The sequence below is a fragment of the Rhizobium sp. WW_1 genome (assembly GCF_003610155.1).
Lineage (GTDB): Bacteria > Pseudomonadota > Alphaproteobacteria > Rhizobiales > Rhizobiaceae > Rhizobium > Rhizobium tropici_A.
This window is the reverse complement of record NZ_RAIN01000007.1, coordinates 279,315-296,499: the sequence shown is the minus strand read 5'-3', so window position 1 is coordinate 296,499 and position 17,185 is coordinate 279,315. Positions and strand designations below refer to the sequence as shown.

The window sequence follows — 17,185 nt, the reverse complement described above, 5'->3', positions numbered from 1 at the left end:
TTCAAAAACTTTCGCTACCAGCCATTTCATTTACGGCCCGTCACGCAGTGGCGGGTCGCATTGCTTTGCCTTCCCGTGTTCGCGCCCACTGGATGACAGGGCGTTCGAGCAGCACATAGCTCAGCGTGCCGATGGCGAAGATGATGGCGGTTGCGATGAGGCTTGAGACGATCCAGCCGCCCAGCACGTTGTCCGAGCCCGCGCCGAAGGACGATGGGAAGAGCTGCGGCATCAGGGTCAGCACGATATCCTGCCAGATGTAGATGCCGAAGGAGACGGTGGCGACATAGCGGCTCGCGGGATTGTCCAGTAGTCTAGCCAGCAGCAGCGATTGCGGAAGCGTGCAAAGCGCTGTTGCGACCGCCAGCGGCAGCAGCGGGAATTGATAGGGAATGCCGAGCCAGGCATAGCCTTCTCCCGCGCCGCCGATCGACTGCGGCAGCTGCCATGCGCCCATGACGATCGCGAGCGCGCCGATAATGTCATAGAGTACCGAGCGACGGGCCGGGAGGATGGTCTGGATACCGGCGGCCAGCGCGCCGATCGCGAATATCGCGAAGAAGCCGATGGGATTGTAGCGCGGCATCCATTCCTTGGCGCCGCCCTGGAAACCATATTGCCATCCGCGCCCGACGCTGTCGGTCGGCAGATAGGTGACGACAAGCCAGTGGCCGACCAATGATACCGCGATGATGCCGATCCAGAGCAGGCGGCTGACGATGGCGGAGCGCGATCTCAATTTGGCATTGAACAGCAGCAGGAAGCCGATCGGCATCAGGACATAGCAGGTCGTCTCGAAGGGGATCGACCACAAGGGTCCGTCACCCTGCACCGGGAAAAAGGTGCGCCAATGCCATTGGCTCATGAGGAAAAAGCCGGCGATGTAGCGGCCAATCAGCTCTGCATCCAGTGGAAAGCCGTAGATGGTGAAGCTGATCAGGAAACCAACCGTCAGGGCAAACCAGAAGCCCGGCAGGATGCGCGCGGCGCGGCGCATGGCGTAAATCTTCAGCGATGGCATGGGCTGGGCTCTATCCAGCGCCAGCCAGAAGGGGCGCGCGAGAAGAAAGCCGCTGAGGACGAAGAAGACCGAGACGCCGTGGTTGCCGAAGCGCGCCAGTATAAAGGTCATATCCAGGTTCGGCGGGATCTTGTAGAAATTCATCCGGAGAACGAGATGATGAACGAGCACCATCAGGCATGCGACGGCGCGCATGAAATCCGCTCCTCCCAGCCGCTTGCCGTTCTGCATTTCCTTGTCCGTCAAAACTCCCTGTTCGTTGGGTTAGGGGATCGCGACGGTTTCGGCAAGGCCCTTTCCTGGCGGCAGGACGCCCGGATCTGAGGTGCCAGACCCGAGCGTCGAACCGATCTTCCGCACCTGCCAGAAACGGGAGATCGGATTCGCAATGTTTCGGGATGGCTCAGGCGGCGGCGGAACGATAGGGCCGCATGGAGCGCGCCGGCTTTAGCGCATTGCTCCACCAGTTCAGCCGCGCGATCATCAGTACCAGCGATTTTCTGGCTTCGAGCGGATCTTCCAGCGTGCCGTCTTCGGCGAATCGGCCCCACGGATTGGCGAAGCTCACGGTGTCGCGCACCGTCACCGTATGCAGTTCCGCAAGCACCACCCGCAATTGTTCGACGGCGCGCAAGCCGCCGGAAATGCCGCCATAGGAAACGAAGGCGACGGGTTTGCCGTGCCATGGTTCATAGACGAGATCGAGCACGAATTTCAGCGATGCCGTGAAGCTGTGATTGTATTCGGGCGTGACGATAATGAAGGCGTCCGCCTCCGAAAGCCGGTCGGAAAGGGCGTTGACGCCGGCGTGCGCCCGGTCGTGCTGGAACGGCAGATCAAATTCGAGGGGATTGATCAGGTCGATATCGATGAGGGGGTAGTGTGCCAGCTCGCGGGCTACCCAATTGACCACTCGATCACACAAACGACCCGGGCGGGTGCTGCCGTAGATAATCGCCAGCCGGGTTCTTTCGGTCATGTCATGCTCCTGCTTTACGCGGTTTGGAGCTGGAGTTATAAAACCTCAAGCAAAGTTGAGGTCAATAGGCAAAATGGCAAGAATCGATCCCGCGCAATTTTCGAGACTCCTGACGGTCGGCGAGGTGGCGGCGCGCAGCGGTGTAGCGGTATCCGCGCTGCATTTCTATGAGGCGAAAGGGCTGATTGAGAGCCATCGCAGCCGCGGCAACCAGCGGCGTTATCCTCGCGAAGTGCTGCGACGCGTCGCGATCATCAAGGTGGCGCAACGGGTCGGCATTCCGCTCGCTGAGGTGCAGGCGGCGCTCGGTGCCCTGCCGCAGGGGCGCACGCCCACGGCATCCGATTGGAAAGTGCTTTCGGAACTATGGAAAGACGATCTCGACGCCAGGATCAGGCGCCTGCAGGGGCTTCGCAATCAATTGGACAGCTGCATCGGTTGCGGCTGCCTGTCGCTCGAAGGCTGTCCGCTGAGAAATCCATGGGACCAGCTTTCGGAGGAAGGAGCGGGGCCGAGACTGCTCGATCCCGAATGATGCGCCGAGATCAGGCGTGGACGCGGCTGTCGGCCATGTAGCTGTCGAGGGCTGCGGCTTCATCCTTCGAGAGGTAGAGACCTTTCTTGGAGCGGCGCCAGAGGATGTCCGTGGCATTGTGAGCCCATTCCTGATCTATCAGGTACCGCACTTCCGCCTCGTAGAGATCGCTTCCGAAACAGCGGCCGAGATCGGCGATGGTCTTTGCGTCACCAAGGATCATCGCCGACCGCGTGCCGTAGCGGCGAACGAGGCGGCGGGCATGTTGATCGGCAAGGAAAGGGTAGCGCGACTTGAGCTTGGAGACTTCCGCGTCATAGCCGCGTGCCGGAAAGTCGCCGCCGGGCAGCGAGCTCTTGGCGGTCCAGGGCGTGCCCTTGAGGCCGATCGCCTCGCCGATTTTTTCCAGCGCATGTTCGCCGAGCCGGCGATAGGTGGTGAGCTTGCCGCCGAAAACGTTCAAGAGCGGCGCCTGACCCTCTTCGCCTTCGACCTTCAGCACGTAATCGCGGGTCGCTTCCTGCGCCTTGGACGCGCCGTCGTCATAAAGCGGGCGCACGGCCGAATAGGTCCAGACGATATCCTCGGGCCTTACCGGTTCCTTGAAATATTCGCTGGCGGCATTGCACAGATAGAGGGTTTCCTCCTCGCTGATCTTCACGTCCTTCGGATCGTCCTTGTAGTCGCGATCCGTGGTGCCGATCAGCGTGAAATCCTGCTCATAGGGAATGGCGAAGATGATGCGGTTGTCCGGGTTCTGGAAGAAATAGGCGCGGGGACCGTCGAACTTCTTGCGCACGATGATATGGCTGCCCTGAACGAGGCGAACGTTGTGCACCTGGTTCTTGCCGAAGGCATCCGACAGGACATGGTCGACCCAGGGGCCGGCGGCATTGACCAGCATGCGCGAGCGGAACTGCCGCTTCTCGCCATTGGCCGTGTTTTCCGTTTCGATGGCCCACACGGCACCTTCGCGCCGGGCGGAGATCACCTTCGTTCGCGGCATGATCGTTGCGCCGCGATCGGCCGCGTCGCGCGCGTTCAGAACCACCATGCGGGCATCGTCGACCCAGCCGTCGGAATATTCGAAGGCTTTGGTGAAAAGCGCCTTCAGCGGCTTGCCGGCAGGGTCGGTTTTCATGTCCAGCGTCGCCGTCGGCGGCAAGAGCTTTCGCCCGCCGAGGTGATCGTAGAGGAAAAGGCCGAGACGAATGAGCCAGGCGGGCCGGATGCCGCCCTTGTGATAGGGCAGCACGAAGCGCATCGGCCAGATGATGTGCGGCGCCATGGCCCAGAGCACTTCGCGCTCCATCAGCGATTCGCGCACCAGGCGGAATTCATAATGTTCGAGGTAGCGCAGCCCGCCATGGATGAGCTTGGTGGCGCCTGACGATGTGCCGGAGGCGAAGTCGTTCATTTCGGCGAGTGCGACCTTGTAGCCGCGGCCCGCGGCATCGCGGGCGATGCCGCAGCCATTGATGCCGCCGCCGATAACGAAGATGTCGTAGACCTGCTCGCTCACCCGTCACCCCACAAAGATCAATTCATTCCGCGAAAGCGAAAAACGAAATTAATTCATCTAAAGCGAAACAAATATGAATGTCAAACGAACGTTTCTTGACAGAAAACGAGCCAATCAGGCCGATCTGCGAGAGGTTTCAACGAGATGCACGTCATGTTCCGCAGCGATGGATCGCACGGATTCGATACTACATTCGTCTGTTACGAACGTATGAACCTGCGAGAGATGGCCGATGCGAACCGGGGCGGTTCGTTCGAACTTGGTGCTGTCGGCGACGAGGATGACATGCCGGGCATTGGCGATGATGGCCTGCGCAACTTTCACTTCGCGAAAATCGAAATCCAGAAGCGCGCCGTCAGGATCGATCGCGGAGGCGCCGATGACGGCATAGTCAACCTTGAACTGCTTGATGAAATCGACGGCTGCCTCGCCGACGATGCCGCCGTCCGAGCCGCGCACCACACCGCCGGAAATGACGACCTCGATGGATGGGAAAATACGCAACTTATTGGCGACATTGATGTTATTCGTGATGACCATCAATTCCTGATGACCGAGAAGCGCCTCGCCGACGGCCTCGGTCGTGGTGCCGATGTTGATGAAAAGCGAGCTGTTGTTGGGGATCAGGCTGGCGGCGGCTCGGCCGATTGCATGTTTCTCGGATGCGGCGATAGAGCGTCTCGCTTCGTATTTCACGTTCTCGGTTCCGCCGGGAAAGATCGCGCCGCCATGCACGCGCGACAGCACGCGCCCGTCGCAGAGGTCGTTCAGATCCTTGCGGATGGTTTGCGGCGTCACCGAGAAACGCAGCGCCAGTTCCTCCACCAGCACGCGCCCCTCCGCCTTGGCGATGTCGAGAATCTCCGTCTGGCGCCCGGACAGGAACATGGTTTTCGCTCCCTTTCTTTCGTTTTTTCGTCATCATATGATAAAGTGAAAATTCCGCAATTACCGGCGCGCGAATAGTGCGATTGGGGAGGTCATGGTGTTTCATCCGAAGCTATTCGAAAATCGCAACGTCGTGGTCACCGGCGCCGGCCGGGGTATCGGGCTGGAGGTCGCGCGGCAGTTTCTCGATTGCGGCGCCCACGTTCTCGCGCATATCGGCCGTGATGCCGCGCGCCAGTTGCCTGACTTTCTGATGGAGGCGGAGGCCGACCGCCGCGCCTTCCTGATTGCCGGCGATTTTGCTACCAGCAACGGCACGCGCGATTTCGTCAGCGCCGCCGGCGAGCGTTTCGACCGCGTGGACGTGCTGGTCAACAATGCCGGAACGATGGTCGGCCGCTTCCCCGCCGGCGAATTGACGGACGAGCAATATGCGGGGATCGTTCAGCTCAATCAGACCTCCGTCATGGAAGTGACGAGGGGGCTGTTGCCGCTGCTGCGGGCCGCCGGGCAGGCTGCGATCGTCAATACGGTTTCGATTTCCGCGCTGACGGGCGGCAGTCCGGGATCGGCGATCTATTCCGCGTCGAAGGCCTTCGTCTCGACCTATTCGAAAGCATTGGCGCGCGAGCTGGCGCCCGATGGCATTCGAGTGAACTGTGTCTCACCGGGCACGATAGCGACCGATTTCCATGAGCGCTATTCATCCAGAGAGAAGCTGGAGCAGACACGCAAGGCGATCCCGCTTCAACGCCTCGGCACACCGGAAGATTGCGCGCCCGCCTATCTCTTCCTCGCGTCACCTTCGCTTTCCGGCTACATCACCGGGCAGGTGGTCGAGATCAATGGCGGCCAGCTTATCTGCTGATAAAACGGACCTTTTTTGGTTTTCCATGTCTTTTTTGAATCAGCGTGTGGTTTGATAATATTATAAGCATACCTCTAGGGGTTCTCACTAGAGGCTGTGATATGTCGTCGTCTCTACCGCAGGGTGGTGCAGCAGAGCATAATGTCGAGGAAATGACCGATAGGGCGCGAAAGGCGAGCGCCCTGTTAAAAGCGCTGTCCCATGAGACCCGTCTGGCAATTCTTTTCATGCTTGCCAAGCACGAGAAAACGGTGATGGAACTCGAGGCTCTTCTCGATCTGCCGCAGGCCGTCGTCTCGCAACATCTGGCACGCCTTCGCCTGGACAAGCTGGTCGATACGCGTCGCGAAGGGCGGCTTATCCACTACGCCGTTGCGCGGTCGGAAATCTGCGCCGTCGTCGATTCCCTGCAGAAAGCCTTTTGCCCGGGCGATCGCTGAGATCTGAAGCCTCCTTGCGTGTTGCGCTTGCCGGGCGGCCGGTCTAACTCTTTTCCTGCGGGAGAGTGGGATGATCGAAAAGCTGGAATTCTTCATCGCGTTGGCGAATCAGAAGCATTTTGGTCGCGCAGCCGAAGAATGCGGCGTGACGCAGCCGACATTGTCGGCTGCGATCCGGCAATTGGAAGATCAACTTGGCGTGATACTCGTCAGCCGCGGCTCACGCTTTCAAGGGTTGACGCCGGAGGGACAGCGCGTGCTCGAATGGGCCCGCCGCATCGTCGGCGACAGCCGCACCATGCGCGAGGAGATGCGCGCGGCGCGCAAGGGTCTTGCCGGTCACATCCGGATCGCGGCGATTCCGACGGCGCTGGCGATGGTGCAGAAAATCACCACGCCCTTTCAGGAAAGGCATCCGGACGTCACCTTTTCCATCCTATCGCGCAACTCGCTGCAGGTTCTGAGCCTGCTCGAAAATCTCGAGATCGATGCCGGCATTACTTATTTGGAAAACGAGCCGCTCGGCCGGGTCACGAGCGTACCGCTCTATGCCGAGCGCTATCATCTCATCACGGCGGCCGGCAGCCCGTTTTCCGAGCGAAAAACAGTCACCTGGAAGGAGGTCGGCGATCTTCGGCTTTGTCTATTGACTGCAGACATGCAAAACCGCCGCATCATCAACCGGCATCTCACGGAGGCGGGAGTCCCAGCCAAGCCGACGCTTGAATCCAATTCGATGATCGTGCTGTTTTCGCATGTGCAGACCGGGCGATGGGCGAGCATCATGCCGAAGAATATCGCCGATTCCTTCGGATTTCCTTCCGATATTCGCAAGATCCCGATCACGGAGCCCGACGCGGAGCATCTCGTCGGCCTGGTTGCCACACACCGCGAGCCCTTTACGCCCCTCGTCTCCGCCTTGTTGCATGAAGCAAGATTGCTCGCAGAAGGTGATAAGGTTTGATAGAAATTTTCTATCAAGCAACGGGACTGCATTATTGATCCTTTGCCGCCTCCCTGCGACTTTATTTTTGGGGCGTAGTGATCGTACGTCCGAGGAGGAAATGCCGCACAAGCGTTTCCGAGAGCCGCTCGACGGCTTTCGGGGTTGTGCGCAGGAGGCTGCTGATGAGTTTGAATCAAGGCGCGGGCGATATCGCAAACCGTGCCGGCACCATCATCGATAACATGAAATCGATGGAGGGGCCGCTTTTGCCGATCCTTCATGGAATTCAAGAGGAGTTCGGCTATGTGCCGCAGGATGCGCTGCCGCTGATTGCCAAGGCACTGAACCTCTCGCGCGCCGAAGTACATGGCGTCATGACCTTCTATCATGATTATCGCGATCACCCCACGGGTCGCCATGTCCTCAAGCTCTGTCGCGCCGAGGCCTGTCAGTCGATGGGCGGCGATGCGCTGGCGGAGCGCGTCAAGCGGCTGCTCGGCATCGATTTCCATCAGACCACGCTCGATGGCAGCGTCACGCTGGAGCCGGTCTACTGTCTCGGGCTCTGCGCCTGCGCGCCGGCGGCGATGCTGGATGGCGAACTCTATGGCCGGCTCGACGACGAAAGCGCTGACGACCTCGTTAAGGAGGCGCGCCAATGACGCTCACCATCTATATCCCCCGTGACGCGGCTGCCCTTTCTCTCGGTGCGGAGAAGGTGGCGACATCGGTTGCGCAGGAAATTGACAAACGTGGCCTGGATGCGCGCATCGTGCGCAACGGTTCGCGCGGCATGTTCTGGCTCGAGCCGCTGGTCGAGGTCGAGATTAGCGGCAAGCGCATCGGCTATGGGCCGGTAAAGGCAAAGGACGTAGCGGCACTCTTCGATGCCGGGCTCGCTGAAGGCGGCGAGCATCCGCTCTGTCTTGGGGAGGTCGAAAGCCTCCCATTCCTCAAGGAACAGACCCGCCTGACCTTTGCCCGCTGCGGCATTACCGATCCGCTCTCGCTGTCGGATTATGAAGCTCATGGCGGCCTGAAGGGGTTGCGTCGCGCGATCGGCATGGCGGCTGGCGATATCGTCAAGGACGTCACCGATTCCGGCCTGCGCGGCCGCGGCGGGGCTGGCTTCCCGACCGGCATCAAGTGGAAGACGGTGCTCGATGCGCCGGGTGACCGCAAATACATCGTCTGCAATGCAGACGAGGGCGATAGCGGTACATTTGCCGACCGGATGATCATGGAAGGCGATCCCTTCGTGCTGATCGAGGGCATGGCGATCGCAGGTCTCGCGACGGGCGCGACCAAGGGCTTCGTCTATACGCGTTCGGAATATCCGCATGCGATTGCTGCGATGACGGAAGCGGTGGAAATCGCCCGCAAGGCCGGCATTCTCGGCGCTTCGGTGCTCGGTTCCGGCAAGGCGTTCGACATGGAAATCCGCACCGGCGCTGGCGCTTACGTCTGCGGCGAGGAAACGGCGCTGCTGAACAGCCTCGAGGGCAAGCGCGGCATCGTGCGCGCCAAGCCGCCGCTGCCGGCGCATAAGGGCCTGTTCAACTGCCCTACAGTCATCAACAACGTAATCTCGCTCGCCTCTGTCCCCATCATCATGGACAAGGGCGCAGCGTTCTATCGTGACTTCGGCATGGGCCGCTCGCGCGGCACGATCCCGCTGCAGATCGCCGGCAACGTCAAGCATGGCGGTCTTTATGAGACAGCCTTCGGCCTTTCGCTCGGCGATATCGTCGACAGGATTGGTGGCGGCACGATAACCGGGCGGCCGGTCAAGGCGGTGCAGGTGGGTGGTCCGCTCGGAGCGTATTTCCCGCGTGGCTTGTTCGACACCCCGTTCGACTATGAGGCCTTCGCGGCCAAGGATGGCCTGATCGGCCATGCCGGCATCGTCGTCTTCGACGATACCGCCGACATGCTGAAGCAGGCGCGGTTCGCGATGGAATTCTGCGCGGTCGAAAGCTGCGGCAAGTGCACGCCCTGCCGCATCGGCTCGACGCGCGGCGTCGAGACGGCCGACAAGATCGCCCAAGGAATCGAGCCTGAGAAGAACAGAGTTCTGCTTGCCGATCTCTGCAACACGATGAAGTTCGGCTCGCTCTGCGCGCTCGGTGGTTTCACACCCTATCCCGTCATGAGCGCGATGACCCATTTTCCGGAGGACTTTTCTCCGGCACCCTTGATTGAAGCGGCGGAGTAAGATCCATGTCCCTCGTTCCAGAAATCGACTACGGCACGCCCGCCTCCACCTCCGAAACCATGGTGACGCTGACCATCGATGGCCGTCAGATCAGCGTGCCTGAGGGCACGTCGATCATGCGGGCCTCGATGGAAGCCGGCATCCAGGTGCCGAAGCTCTGCGCCACCGACATGGTCGACGCTTTCGGTTCCTGCCGCCTCTGTCTCGTCGAGATCGAAGGCCGCAACGGCACGCCGGCCTCGTGCACCACGCCGGTCGCACCTGGCCTCGTCGTGCACACGCAGACCGGCCGGCTGAAGGACATCCGCCGCGGCGTGATGGAACTCTATATCTCCGACCACCCGCTCGACTGTCTGACCTGCGCTGCCAATGGCGATTGCGAGTTGCAGGACATGGCAGGCGCCGTCGGCCTGCGCGATGTGCGCTATGGCTACGAGGGTGACAACCACGTCAAGGCACGCAACAACGGCGACATCAATCTGAAATGGATGCCGAAGGACGAGTCGAACCCCTATTTCACCTATGATCCCTCCAAGTGCATCGTCTGCTCGCGCTGTGTTCGCGCCTGCGAGGAAGTGCAGGGCACCTTTGCACTGACCATTGAGGGGCGTGGCTTCGGCTCGCGCGTCTCGCCCGGCATGCACGAGCATTTCATCGATTCGGAATGCGTCTCCTGCGGCGCCTGCGTGCAGGCCTGTCCAACGGCGACGCTGACCGAAAAGTCTGTGATCTCGATCGGCCAGCCCGAACATTCAGTCGTCACCACCTGCGCCTATTGCGGCGTCGGCTGCTCGTTCAAGGCGGAGATGCGCGGCGAGGAGCTGGTGCGCATGGTGCCCTGGAAGGATGGCCAGGCCAATCGCGGCCATTCCTGCGTCAAGGGTCGCTTCGCCTATGGCTATTCGACCCACAAGGATCGCATCCTCAACCCGATGGTGCGCGAGAAGGTCACAGACCCATGGCGCGAAGTAACCTGGGACGAGGCCTTTGCCCATGTCGCCACCGAGTTCAAGCGCTTGCAATATCAATATGGCCGCGATTCCATCGGCGGCATCACGTCCTCACGCTGCACGAATGAGGAGACGTATCTGGTGCAGAAGCTGGTGCGCGCCGGCTTCGGCAACAACAATGTCGATACCTGCGCCCGCGTTTGCCATTCGCCGACAGGCTATGGCCTCGGCCAGGCTTTCGGCACTTCGGCCGGCACGCAGAATTTCGATAGCGTCGAGCATTCCGATGTCGTCATCGTCATCGGCGCCAACCCCACGGATGGCCATCCGGTCTTCGGCTCGCGCCTGAAGAAGCGGCTGCGTCAGGGCGCCAAGCTCATCGTCATCGATCCCCGCCGTATCGATCTGGTTCGCACGCCGCATGTGGAAGCCAGCTATCATCTGCCGCTGAAGCCGGGCACCAATGTTGCGATGATGACGGCGCTTGCCCACGTCATCGTCACCGAAGGCCTGTTCGACGAGAAGTTCATCCGCGAGCGCTGCGACTGGTCCGAATTCGAGGACTGGGCAGCCTTCGTTTCCGAGCCGCAGCACAGCCCGGAGGAAACCGAAAAATATACCGGCGTTTCTCCCGAACTCGTTCGCGGTGCCGCTCGCCTATTTGCCAAGGGCGGCAATGGCGCGATCTATTACGGCCTCGGTGTCACCGAGCACAGCCAGGGCTCGACCACGGTCATGGCGATCGCCAACCTCGCGATGGTGACTGGCAATATCGGCCGTCCGGGCGTCGGCGTGAACCCGCTGCGCGGCCAGAACAATGTTCAGGGCTCCTGCGACATGGGCTCCTTCCCGCATGAACTGCCGGGCTATCGCCACATCTCCGACGATGCCACCCGCGACATCTTCGAAAAGCTCTGGGGCGTGAAGCTCAACAACGAGCCCGGCTTGCGCATCCCGAACATGCTGGATGCCGCCGTCGAAGGCACCTTCAAGGGCATCTACATCCAGGGTGAAGATATCCTCCAGTCCGATCCGGATACCAAGCATGTGGCAGCCGGCCTTGCCGCGATGGAATGCGTCGTCGTCCACGACCTCTTCCTCAACGAGACGGCCAACTACGCGCATGTCTTCCTGCCCGGCTCGACGTTCCTGGAAAAGGACGGCACCTTCACCAATGCCGAGCGCCGCATCAATCGCGTGCGCAAGGTGATGACGCCACGCAACGGCTACGCCGACTGGGAAGTGACGCAGAAGATGGCGCAGGCCATGGACCTCGGCTGGAACTACGCGCACCCATCCGAGATTATGGACGAGATCGCAGCGACGACGCCGAGCTTCGCTCTGGTCTCCTACGACTATCTGGAGAAGATGGGTTCGGTGCAGTGGCCCTGCAACGAGAAGACGCCGCTCGGCTCGCCGATCATGCACATCGACGGTTTCGTGCGCGGCAAGGGCAAGTTCATCCGCACGGAATATGTTCCCACAGACGAGCGCACCGGGCCGCGCTTCCCGCTGCTGCTGACCACCGGGCGCATTCTCAGCCAGTACAATGTCGGCGCACAGACGCGACGCACCGAGAACGTCATGTGGCATGCGGAAGATCGGCTGGAAATCCATCCGCACGATGCGGAACAGCGCGGTATCCGCGAGGGTGATTGGGTCAGGCTCAGCAGCCGCTCCGGCGACACGACGCTTCGCGCCTTGATTACCGACCGCGTGGCGCCCGGCGTCGTCTACACGACCTTCCACCATCCGGATACGCAGGCGAATGTCATTACGACTGACTACACCGACTGGGCGACGAATTGCCCGGAATATAAGGTGACGGCCGTGCAGGTCTCGCCGTCGAATGGTCCGTCGCAGTGGCAGGTTGACTATGACGAGCAGGCCAAGCAGTCCCGCCGCATCGCCGGGAAGATGGAGGCTGCGGAGTGAGCCGAAGTGCGAGAAGTGATACCCCCCTCTGTCACTTTCGTGACATCTCCCCCACAAGGGGGGAGATTGTTAATGGGTGGTGCTCTCCTCGCAAGATAATGGACACCATCCCCTTGGAAACACCCTCTGTGGGTATCACAGGAGCGCGCGTTTGCGTCCTGCTGATCTCCCCCCTTGTGGGGGAGATGTCACGGAGTGACAGAGGGGGGTATTCGCTTTCCACGAACACCAAAGTTTGTGGTGCTGTTAAAGAATATGCCGGTATCGCAGCCATATGACCAAGTTCACCCCAACCACCACCGTTCCCGAAACCGCCCGCCGCAATGGCCTGGTTCGTTCGGGTTCTCGCATCGTCCCCGAGGAGGTGCCGATCGCCTTTTCCTATGGCGGCACGTCGCATGCCGTCATGATGGGAACGCCTGCCGATATCGAGGATTTTGCCGTCGGCTTCAGCCTGACCGAGGGGATCATCACCGACATCGATCAGATCGCGGCGATCGAGCCGATCGAGGACGAGCAGGGGATCGATGTACAGATCAGCCTGGTCGACGATGTCGCGGATGCCCTGCGGCTGCGTCGGCGCCATATGGCAGGCCCCGTCGGCTGTGGCCTCTGCGGCATCGAATCGATCGAGCAGGCGGTGCGCAAGGTGCCCGACGTTTCCAAGGTCGGGCTTTCGCTGACACAGAAAGATATCGTTCGCGCGATTGCGCTTCTCAACGACGCGCAGCCGCTGCATCGCGAGACGCGCGCCGTACACGGGGCGGGCTTCTATATCCCATCCGAGGGGCTGCTGGCCGTGCGCGAGGATGTCGGCCGGCACAATGCGTTGGACAAGCTCTGCGGCGCCGTCATCAGCTCCGGCCGCAAGGGGGGCGATGGCGTGGTCGCCGTCACTAGCCGCCTGTCCGTCGAAATGGTGCAGAAGGCGGCGATATTGGGCAGCTCGGTCCTTGTCGCGATCTCCGCGCCGACAGCGCTTGCCATCCGTACGGCCGAGGAGGCCGGCATGACGTTGGTGGCGCTGGTGCGCGGCGACGATTTCGAGATTTTCACCCATCCGCATCGCATCATCACTGGGAGCATCGCCGATGTCGCCTGACGAAACGCCGCACGGCAAGACCGAGACGAAGCTCATCTACATGGCGAACCAGATCGCCACCTTCTTCAAGACGCAGCCGGCGGGCGAAGCGGTTCAGGGAGTTGCGACGCACATCAACAAATTCTGGGAGCCGCGTATGCGGCGCCAGCTTTTTGCGATCATCGATCATGGAGATAGCGGGCTGAATCCTCTGGTTCTGGAGGCGGCCGTGCTGATCCACAGGCCGGCTCCGATAGGCGAAAGTAAGTCGGCTTAGTATTCAGGGACATGCGAGGGTGAGGGGATGGAGAGTGGAGGCTCCGTCCACGAATGCGATTCCCGATCAGGGAAGGGGTGCCGGTCTTTGAAACAAGGAGGAGTTGTTCATGACGGCTGCGGATACGAATATTTCCCGAGGTACGGCGCCGGCGGGGCTGCTTGATCGCGAGCGCATCATTGCCAAGCCCGGATTTAACCGGTGGCTCGTGCCGCCGGCTGCGCTGGCAATCCATCTCTGCATCGGCATGGCCTATGGCTTCAGCGTCTTCTGGCTGCCGCTCTCCAAGGCGCTCGGCACCGCGGCGCCACCTCCGGCCGAATGCGCCAGCCTCAATCTGCTGACGGCCCTGTTCACGACGAGCTGCGACTGGCGCGTCAGCGACCTCGGCTGGATCTATACGCTGTTCTTCGTGCTGCTCGGCTCCTCCGCAGCCATCTGGGGTGGCTGGCTGGAACGGGCCGGGCCACGCAAGGCCGGCGTCGTTGCCGCCTGCTGCTGGTGCGGCGGCATTGTGATCGCGGCGATCGGCGTCATCTTCCACCAGCTCTGGATCATGTGGATCGGGGCGGGTGTCATTGGCGGTATCGGGCTCGGCCTCGGCTACATCTCGCCGGTGTCGACACTGATCAAATGGTTTCCCGACCGGCGCGGCATGGCGACCGGTATGGCGATCATGGGTTTCGGCGGCGGCGCGATGATCGGTGCGCCGCTCGCAAGCCTGCTGATGAACCACTTCCGCGTCGACGGTTCGGTCGGCGTCTGGCAGACTTTTATCGTCATGGCGGTGATCTACTTCATCTTCATGATGGGTGGTGCCTTCGGCTATCGCCTGCCGCCGGCGGGCTGGCGTCCTGAAGGCTGGACGCCGCCCGCTGCCAAAAGCACGATGATCACGACGAAGCACGTGCACCTGCATAACGCACATAGGACCCCGCAGTTCTGGCTGATCTGGGCCGTGCTGTGCCTCAACGTCTCGGCCGGTATCGGCGTCATCGGCATGGCCTCACCGATGCTGCAGGAAATCTTCGGCGGTGCCCTGATCGGCTTGCCGGATCTGAAGTTCACCGATCTCAGCAAGGATCAGGTGGCGACGGTCGCGGCCATTGCGGCGGGCTTTGCCGGACTGATCTCGCTTTTCAACATCGGCGGCCGCTTTTTCTGGGCGTCGCTGTCCGACAAGATCGGCCGCAAGAATACCTATTATTGCTTCTTCGTCATCGGCATCGCGCTTTACATCCTGGCTCCGTGGGCCGCGGGCATTCACAGCAAGGTGCTGTTCGTCGGCGCGATCTGCATTATCCTGTCGATGTATGGCGGCGGTTTCGCGACCGTTCCCGCCTATCTCGCCGATATCTTCGGAACCCAGTTCGTCGGCGCGATCCATGGCCGGCTGCTGACGGCCTGGGCGACGGCAGGGATTATCGGGCCGGTCGTGGTCAATTATATCCGCGAGGCGCAAAAGGCGGCAGGCGTGGAAGGCGCGCAGCTCTATACCTTCACCATGTATATCCTCGCAGCCATGCTGGCATTGGGGTTGATTGCCAATTCGCTGGTCAGGCCGCTTGCCGACAAGTGGTTCATGTCGGACGAGGAAGTGGCCGCGCTACAGGCAAAGACCGCTGCCGCCAATGCCGGCCCCACCGGCTCCTTCGGCATCGGCAAGGGCGGGTTCGACGGCAAGGCGCTGATTGCCTGGGCGCTGGTCGGGATTCCGCTGCTCTGGGGTGTCTGGGTGACGATCAAGAGCACCTATGCGCTGTTCGGATAACCGTCCTTGAACATGAGAAAGCCGCTCCGATCTCTCGGGGCGGCTTGTTCTGGATGGAAAGATGCGAGGTGCTATGCCGCGCGCCGCATCACCATGTCGCGGATCATCGAGTCGGCCAGGCGGAACTGGGCGAGCAGCGTGTGCAGCGCATCGGCCTCGTTGGCGAGCCGGAGGCTTGCGGCCGTGCTTTCCTCGACCATGGCGGCATTTTGCTGGGTGGTCTGGTCCAACGAATTGATCGCCGAATTGATTTCCCTGAGACCGATCGTCTGTTCCTTCGAAGCTTTCACGATGGCAGCGACGTTGGTGTTGATGTCGCCGACCTGGGTGACGATCTCTTCCAGTGCCTTGCCGGTCTGGCCGACCAGGCCGACGCCGTTCTTGACGTGCTCGCTTGAGGCGGTGATCAGCGCCTTGATCTCCTTGGCGGCGCTGGCGGAGCGCTGCGCCAGCTCCCGCACCTCCTGCGCGACGACCGCGAAGCCCTTGCCCGCCTCGCCGGCACGCGCCGCCTCGACGCCGGCATTCAGCGCCAGAAGGTTGGTCTGGAAAGCAATGTCGTCGATGACGCCGATGATGTTGGTGATTTCGCGCGAGGACTTCTCGATCTGGTCCATGGCGGCGACGGCGCTGCGCACCACCGTGCCGGATTGCTCGGCGCCTCGCTTGGTTTCGGCCACGAGACGTCCGGCCTCTTCGGCACGCTGGCTGGAATCGGCGACCGTCGTGGTGATCTCTTCGAGAGCCGCCGCCGTTTCCTCAACGGAAGCGGCCTGCTGTTCGGTGCGTCTCGAGAAAGCTTCTGCCGAATCACCGAGCTCCCGCGAGCCGGCGGCAATGGCGCTGGCATTGTGGCCGACGGTGGTCAGCGTCTCGGAAAGCTTCTCGATCGTCGCGTTGAAATCGTGGCGAAGCTGCTCCATGGACGGCACGAAGGGCCGTTCGACCTTTTTCGTCAGATCGCCTTCCGAGAGGTTGCGCAGCGCGCCGGCGAGTTCGCTGATGGCGCTCATGCGCGACGTGACATCCGTCGCGAATTTCACGACCTTGTAGACCTTGCCGTCGGCATCGACGATCGGATTATAGGCGGCTTGAATCCAGATTTCCTTGCCGCCCTTGCCGTAGCGGACGAATTCGTTGGCGATGAACTCGCCTTGCGCCAGACGTTGCCAGAAGCGCTTGTATTCCTCCGTGCGGGCATAGGTCGGATCGCAGAAGAGGCTGTGATGCTTGCCGACGATCTCGCCGAGCGCATACCCCATGGCGTTGCAGAAGTTCTCGTTCGCCGTCAGGATCTCGCCGGTCGGCAGGAATTCGATGACGGCCTGCGAATGGGAAATCGCCTCGAGCTTGCCGGCGTCGTCGATTGCCTTCCTCTTGGTTTCGGTGACGTCGGCCGCGAATTTTACAACCTTCACCGGCTTACCGTTGCGGAAGACGGGGTTGTAGGAGGCCTGTATCCAGATCTCGCGATTGCCCTTGGCGAGCCGCTTGTAGGTGCCGGCATCATATTCGCCGCGGCCGAGACGCGCCCAGAAATCGTGATAGGCAGGGGTCGTGATATAGGCGGGGTCGCAGAACATCCGGTGGTGGTTGCCGACGATCTCCTTGAGGTCATAGCCGAGCGCGCGGCAGAAATTCTCGTTTGCGGTCAGGACCTTGCCCTGAAGGTCGAACTCGATGATGGCCTGCGATTTGGAAACGGCGGAAAGAATGCGGCTGGCATCCGATGATAGACTGAACATTCCTATTCCCTC

General features: G+C 61.3%; 15 protein-coding genes. 10 read left to right on the top strand and 5 right to left on the bottom strand.

The genetic code is table 11. The features are described 5' to 3' along the window. Positions 1–40: 40 nt before the first annotated feature. Entirely contained in the window at positions 41–1,252 is a 1,212-nt protein-coding gene (locus BJ928_RS22160; protein ID WP_047631022.1) for an acyltransferase, read from the bottom strand. Between the two features lie 172 nt (positions 1,253–1,424). Beyond that, complete coding sequence (locus tag BJ928_RS22155) at positions 1,425–2,000, bottom strand: NAD(P)H-dependent oxidoreductase (protein WP_047630672.1); 576 nt, start codon at positions 1,998–2,000, stop codon at positions 1,425–1,427. A 73-nt stretch (positions 2,001–2,073) separates the two neighbouring features. Between BJ928_RS22155 and soxR the strand changes: the two genes are divergently transcribed. Then, positions 2,074–2,535 carry a redox-sensitive transcriptional activator SoxR gene (gene soxR, locus BJ928_RS22150; RefSeq protein WP_047630673.1) on the top strand — a complete coding sequence of 154 codons (462 nt, stop codon included), beginning with the start codon at positions 2,074–2,076 and terminating at the stop codon, positions 2,533–2,535. A 10-nt stretch (positions 2,536–2,545) separates the two neighbouring features. On the opposite strand, the gene glpD is transcribed toward soxR, so the two are convergent. Continuing rightward, positions 2,546–4,057 carry a glycerol-3-phosphate dehydrogenase gene (gene glpD / locus BJ928_RS22145; protein WP_047630674.1) on the bottom strand — a complete coding sequence of 504 codons (1,512 nt, stop codon included), beginning with the start codon at positions 4,055–4,057 and terminating at the stop codon, positions 2,546–2,548. Between the two features lie 114 nt (positions 4,058–4,171). Beyond that, on the bottom strand, positions 4,172–4,945 hold the full coding sequence (locus BJ928_RS22140; RefSeq protein WP_047630675.1) for a DeoR/GlpR family DNA-binding transcription regulator: 774 nt from the start codon (positions 4,943–4,945) through the stop codon (positions 4,172–4,174). Positions 4,946–5,042: 97 nt separating this feature from the next. Between BJ928_RS22140 and BJ928_RS22135 the strand changes: the two genes are divergently transcribed. The 9 genes from BJ928_RS22135 to BJ928_RS22095 all read left to right on the top strand — a co-directional run bounded on the left by BJ928_RS22135 (position 5,043) and on the right by BJ928_RS22095 (position 15,428). Further along, on the top strand, positions 5,043–5,813 hold the full coding sequence (locus BJ928_RS22135) for an SDR family oxidoreductase (RefSeq protein WP_047631024.1): 771 nt from the start codon (positions 5,043–5,045) through the stop codon (positions 5,811–5,813). Positions 5,814–5,914: 101 nt separating this feature from the next. After that, on the top strand, positions 5,915–6,253 hold the full coding sequence (locus BJ928_RS22130) for a metalloregulator ArsR/SmtB family transcription factor (protein WP_047630676.1): 339 nt from the start codon (positions 5,915–5,917) through the stop codon (positions 6,251–6,253). 70 nt (positions 6,254–6,323) lie between these two features. After that, on the top strand, positions 6,324–7,217 hold the full coding sequence (locus BJ928_RS22125) for a LysR family transcriptional regulator (protein WP_047630677.1): 894 nt from the start codon (positions 6,324–6,326) through the stop codon (positions 7,215–7,217). A gap of 164 nt (positions 7,218–7,381) precedes the next feature. Then, positions 7,382–7,861 carry a formate dehydrogenase subunit gamma gene (locus BJ928_RS22120; RefSeq protein ID WP_047630678.1) on the top strand — a complete coding sequence of 160 codons (480 nt, stop codon included), beginning with the start codon at positions 7,382–7,384 and terminating at the stop codon, positions 7,859–7,861. After that, entirely contained in the window at positions 7,858–9,414 is a 1,557-nt protein-coding gene (locus BJ928_RS22115; RefSeq protein WP_047630679.1) for an NADH-quinone oxidoreductase subunit NuoF, read from the top strand. The genes BJ928_RS22120 and BJ928_RS22115 overlap by 4 nt, the downstream gene beginning before the upstream one ends. A 5-nt stretch (positions 9,415–9,419) precedes the next feature. Further along, the gene (fdhF, locus tag BJ928_RS22110; RefSeq protein ID WP_047630680.1) at positions 9,420–12,299 is read left to right on the top strand and encodes a formate dehydrogenase subunit alpha; all 2,880 of its coding nucleotides are present in this window, start codon (positions 9,420–9,422) and stop codon (positions 12,297–12,299) included. 274 nt (positions 12,300–12,573) lie between these two features. Continuing rightward, positions 12,574–13,401, top strand: a complete 828-nt coding sequence (gene fdhD, locus BJ928_RS22105) for a formate dehydrogenase accessory sulfurtransferase FdhD (RefSeq protein WP_047630681.1) — start codon at positions 12,574–12,576, stop codon at positions 13,399–13,401. Next, positions 13,391–13,657, top strand: coding sequence for a formate dehydrogenase subunit delta (locus BJ928_RS22100; protein ID WP_047630682.1), 267 nt, complete (start codon positions 13,391–13,393; stop codon positions 13,655–13,657). Before fdhD ends, BJ928_RS22100 begins: the two co-directional genes overlap by 11 nt. Before the next feature lie 109 nt (positions 13,658–13,766). Then, on the top strand, positions 13,767–15,428 hold the full coding sequence (locus BJ928_RS22095; RefSeq protein ID WP_047630683.1) for an OFA family MFS transporter: 1,662 nt from the start codon (positions 13,767–13,769) through the stop codon (positions 15,426–15,428). A 71-nt stretch (positions 15,429–15,499) separates the two neighbouring features. On the opposite strand, the gene BJ928_RS22090 is transcribed toward BJ928_RS22095, so the two are convergent. Further along, the gene (locus BJ928_RS22090) at positions 15,500–17,173 is read right to left on the bottom strand and encodes a methyl-accepting chemotaxis protein (RefSeq protein ID WP_047630684.1); all 1,674 of its coding nucleotides are present in this window, start codon (positions 17,171–17,173) and stop codon (positions 15,500–15,502) included. Positions 17,174–17,185 lie beyond the last annotated feature (12 nt).

Coding starts and splice junctions, on each gene's coding strand:
- soxR (WP_047630673.1), top strand. CDS start 2,074: ATGGCAAGAATCGATCCCGCGCAATTTTCGAGACTCCTGACGGTCGGC.
- BJ928_RS22160 (WP_047631022.1), bottom strand. CDS start 1,252: ATGCAGAACGGCAAGCGGCTGGGAGGAGCGGATTTCATGCGCGCCGTC.
- BJ928_RS22130 (WP_047630676.1), top strand. CDS start 5,915: ATGTCGTCGTCTCTACCGCAGGGTGGTGCAGCAGAGCATAATGTCGAG.
- BJ928_RS22115 (WP_047630679.1), top strand. CDS start 7,858: ATGACGCTCACCATCTATATCCCCCGTGACGCGGCTGCCCTTTCTCTC.
- BJ928_RS22100 (WP_047630682.1), top strand. CDS start 13,391: ATGTCGCCTGACGAAACGCCGCACGGCAAGACCGAGACGAAGCTCATC.
- BJ928_RS22125 (WP_047630677.1), top strand. CDS start 6,324: ATGATCGAAAAGCTGGAATTCTTCATCGCGTTGGCGAATCAGAAGCAT.
- fdhD (WP_047630681.1), top strand. CDS start 12,574: ATGACCAAGTTCACCCCAACCACCACCGTTCCCGAAACCGCCCGCCGC.
- fdhF (WP_047630680.1), top strand. CDS start 9,420: ATGTCCCTCGTTCCAGAAATCGACTACGGCACGCCCGCCTCCACCTCC.
- BJ928_RS22090 (WP_047630684.1), bottom strand. CDS start 17,173: ATGTTCAGTCTATCATCGGATGCCAGCCGCATTCTTTCCGCCGTTTCC.
- BJ928_RS22140 (WP_047630675.1), bottom strand. CDS start 4,945: ATGTTCCTGTCCGGGCGCCAGACGGAGATTCTCGACATCGCCAAGGCG.
- BJ928_RS22095 (WP_047630683.1), top strand. CDS start 13,767: ATGACGGCTGCGGATACGAATATTTCCCGAGGTACGGCGCCGGCGGGG.
- BJ928_RS22155 (WP_047630672.1), bottom strand. CDS start 2,000: ATGACCGAAAGAACCCGGCTGGCGATTATCTACGGCAGCACCCGCCCG.
- BJ928_RS22120 (WP_047630678.1), top strand. CDS start 7,382: ATGAGTTTGAATCAAGGCGCGGGCGATATCGCAAACCGTGCCGGCACC.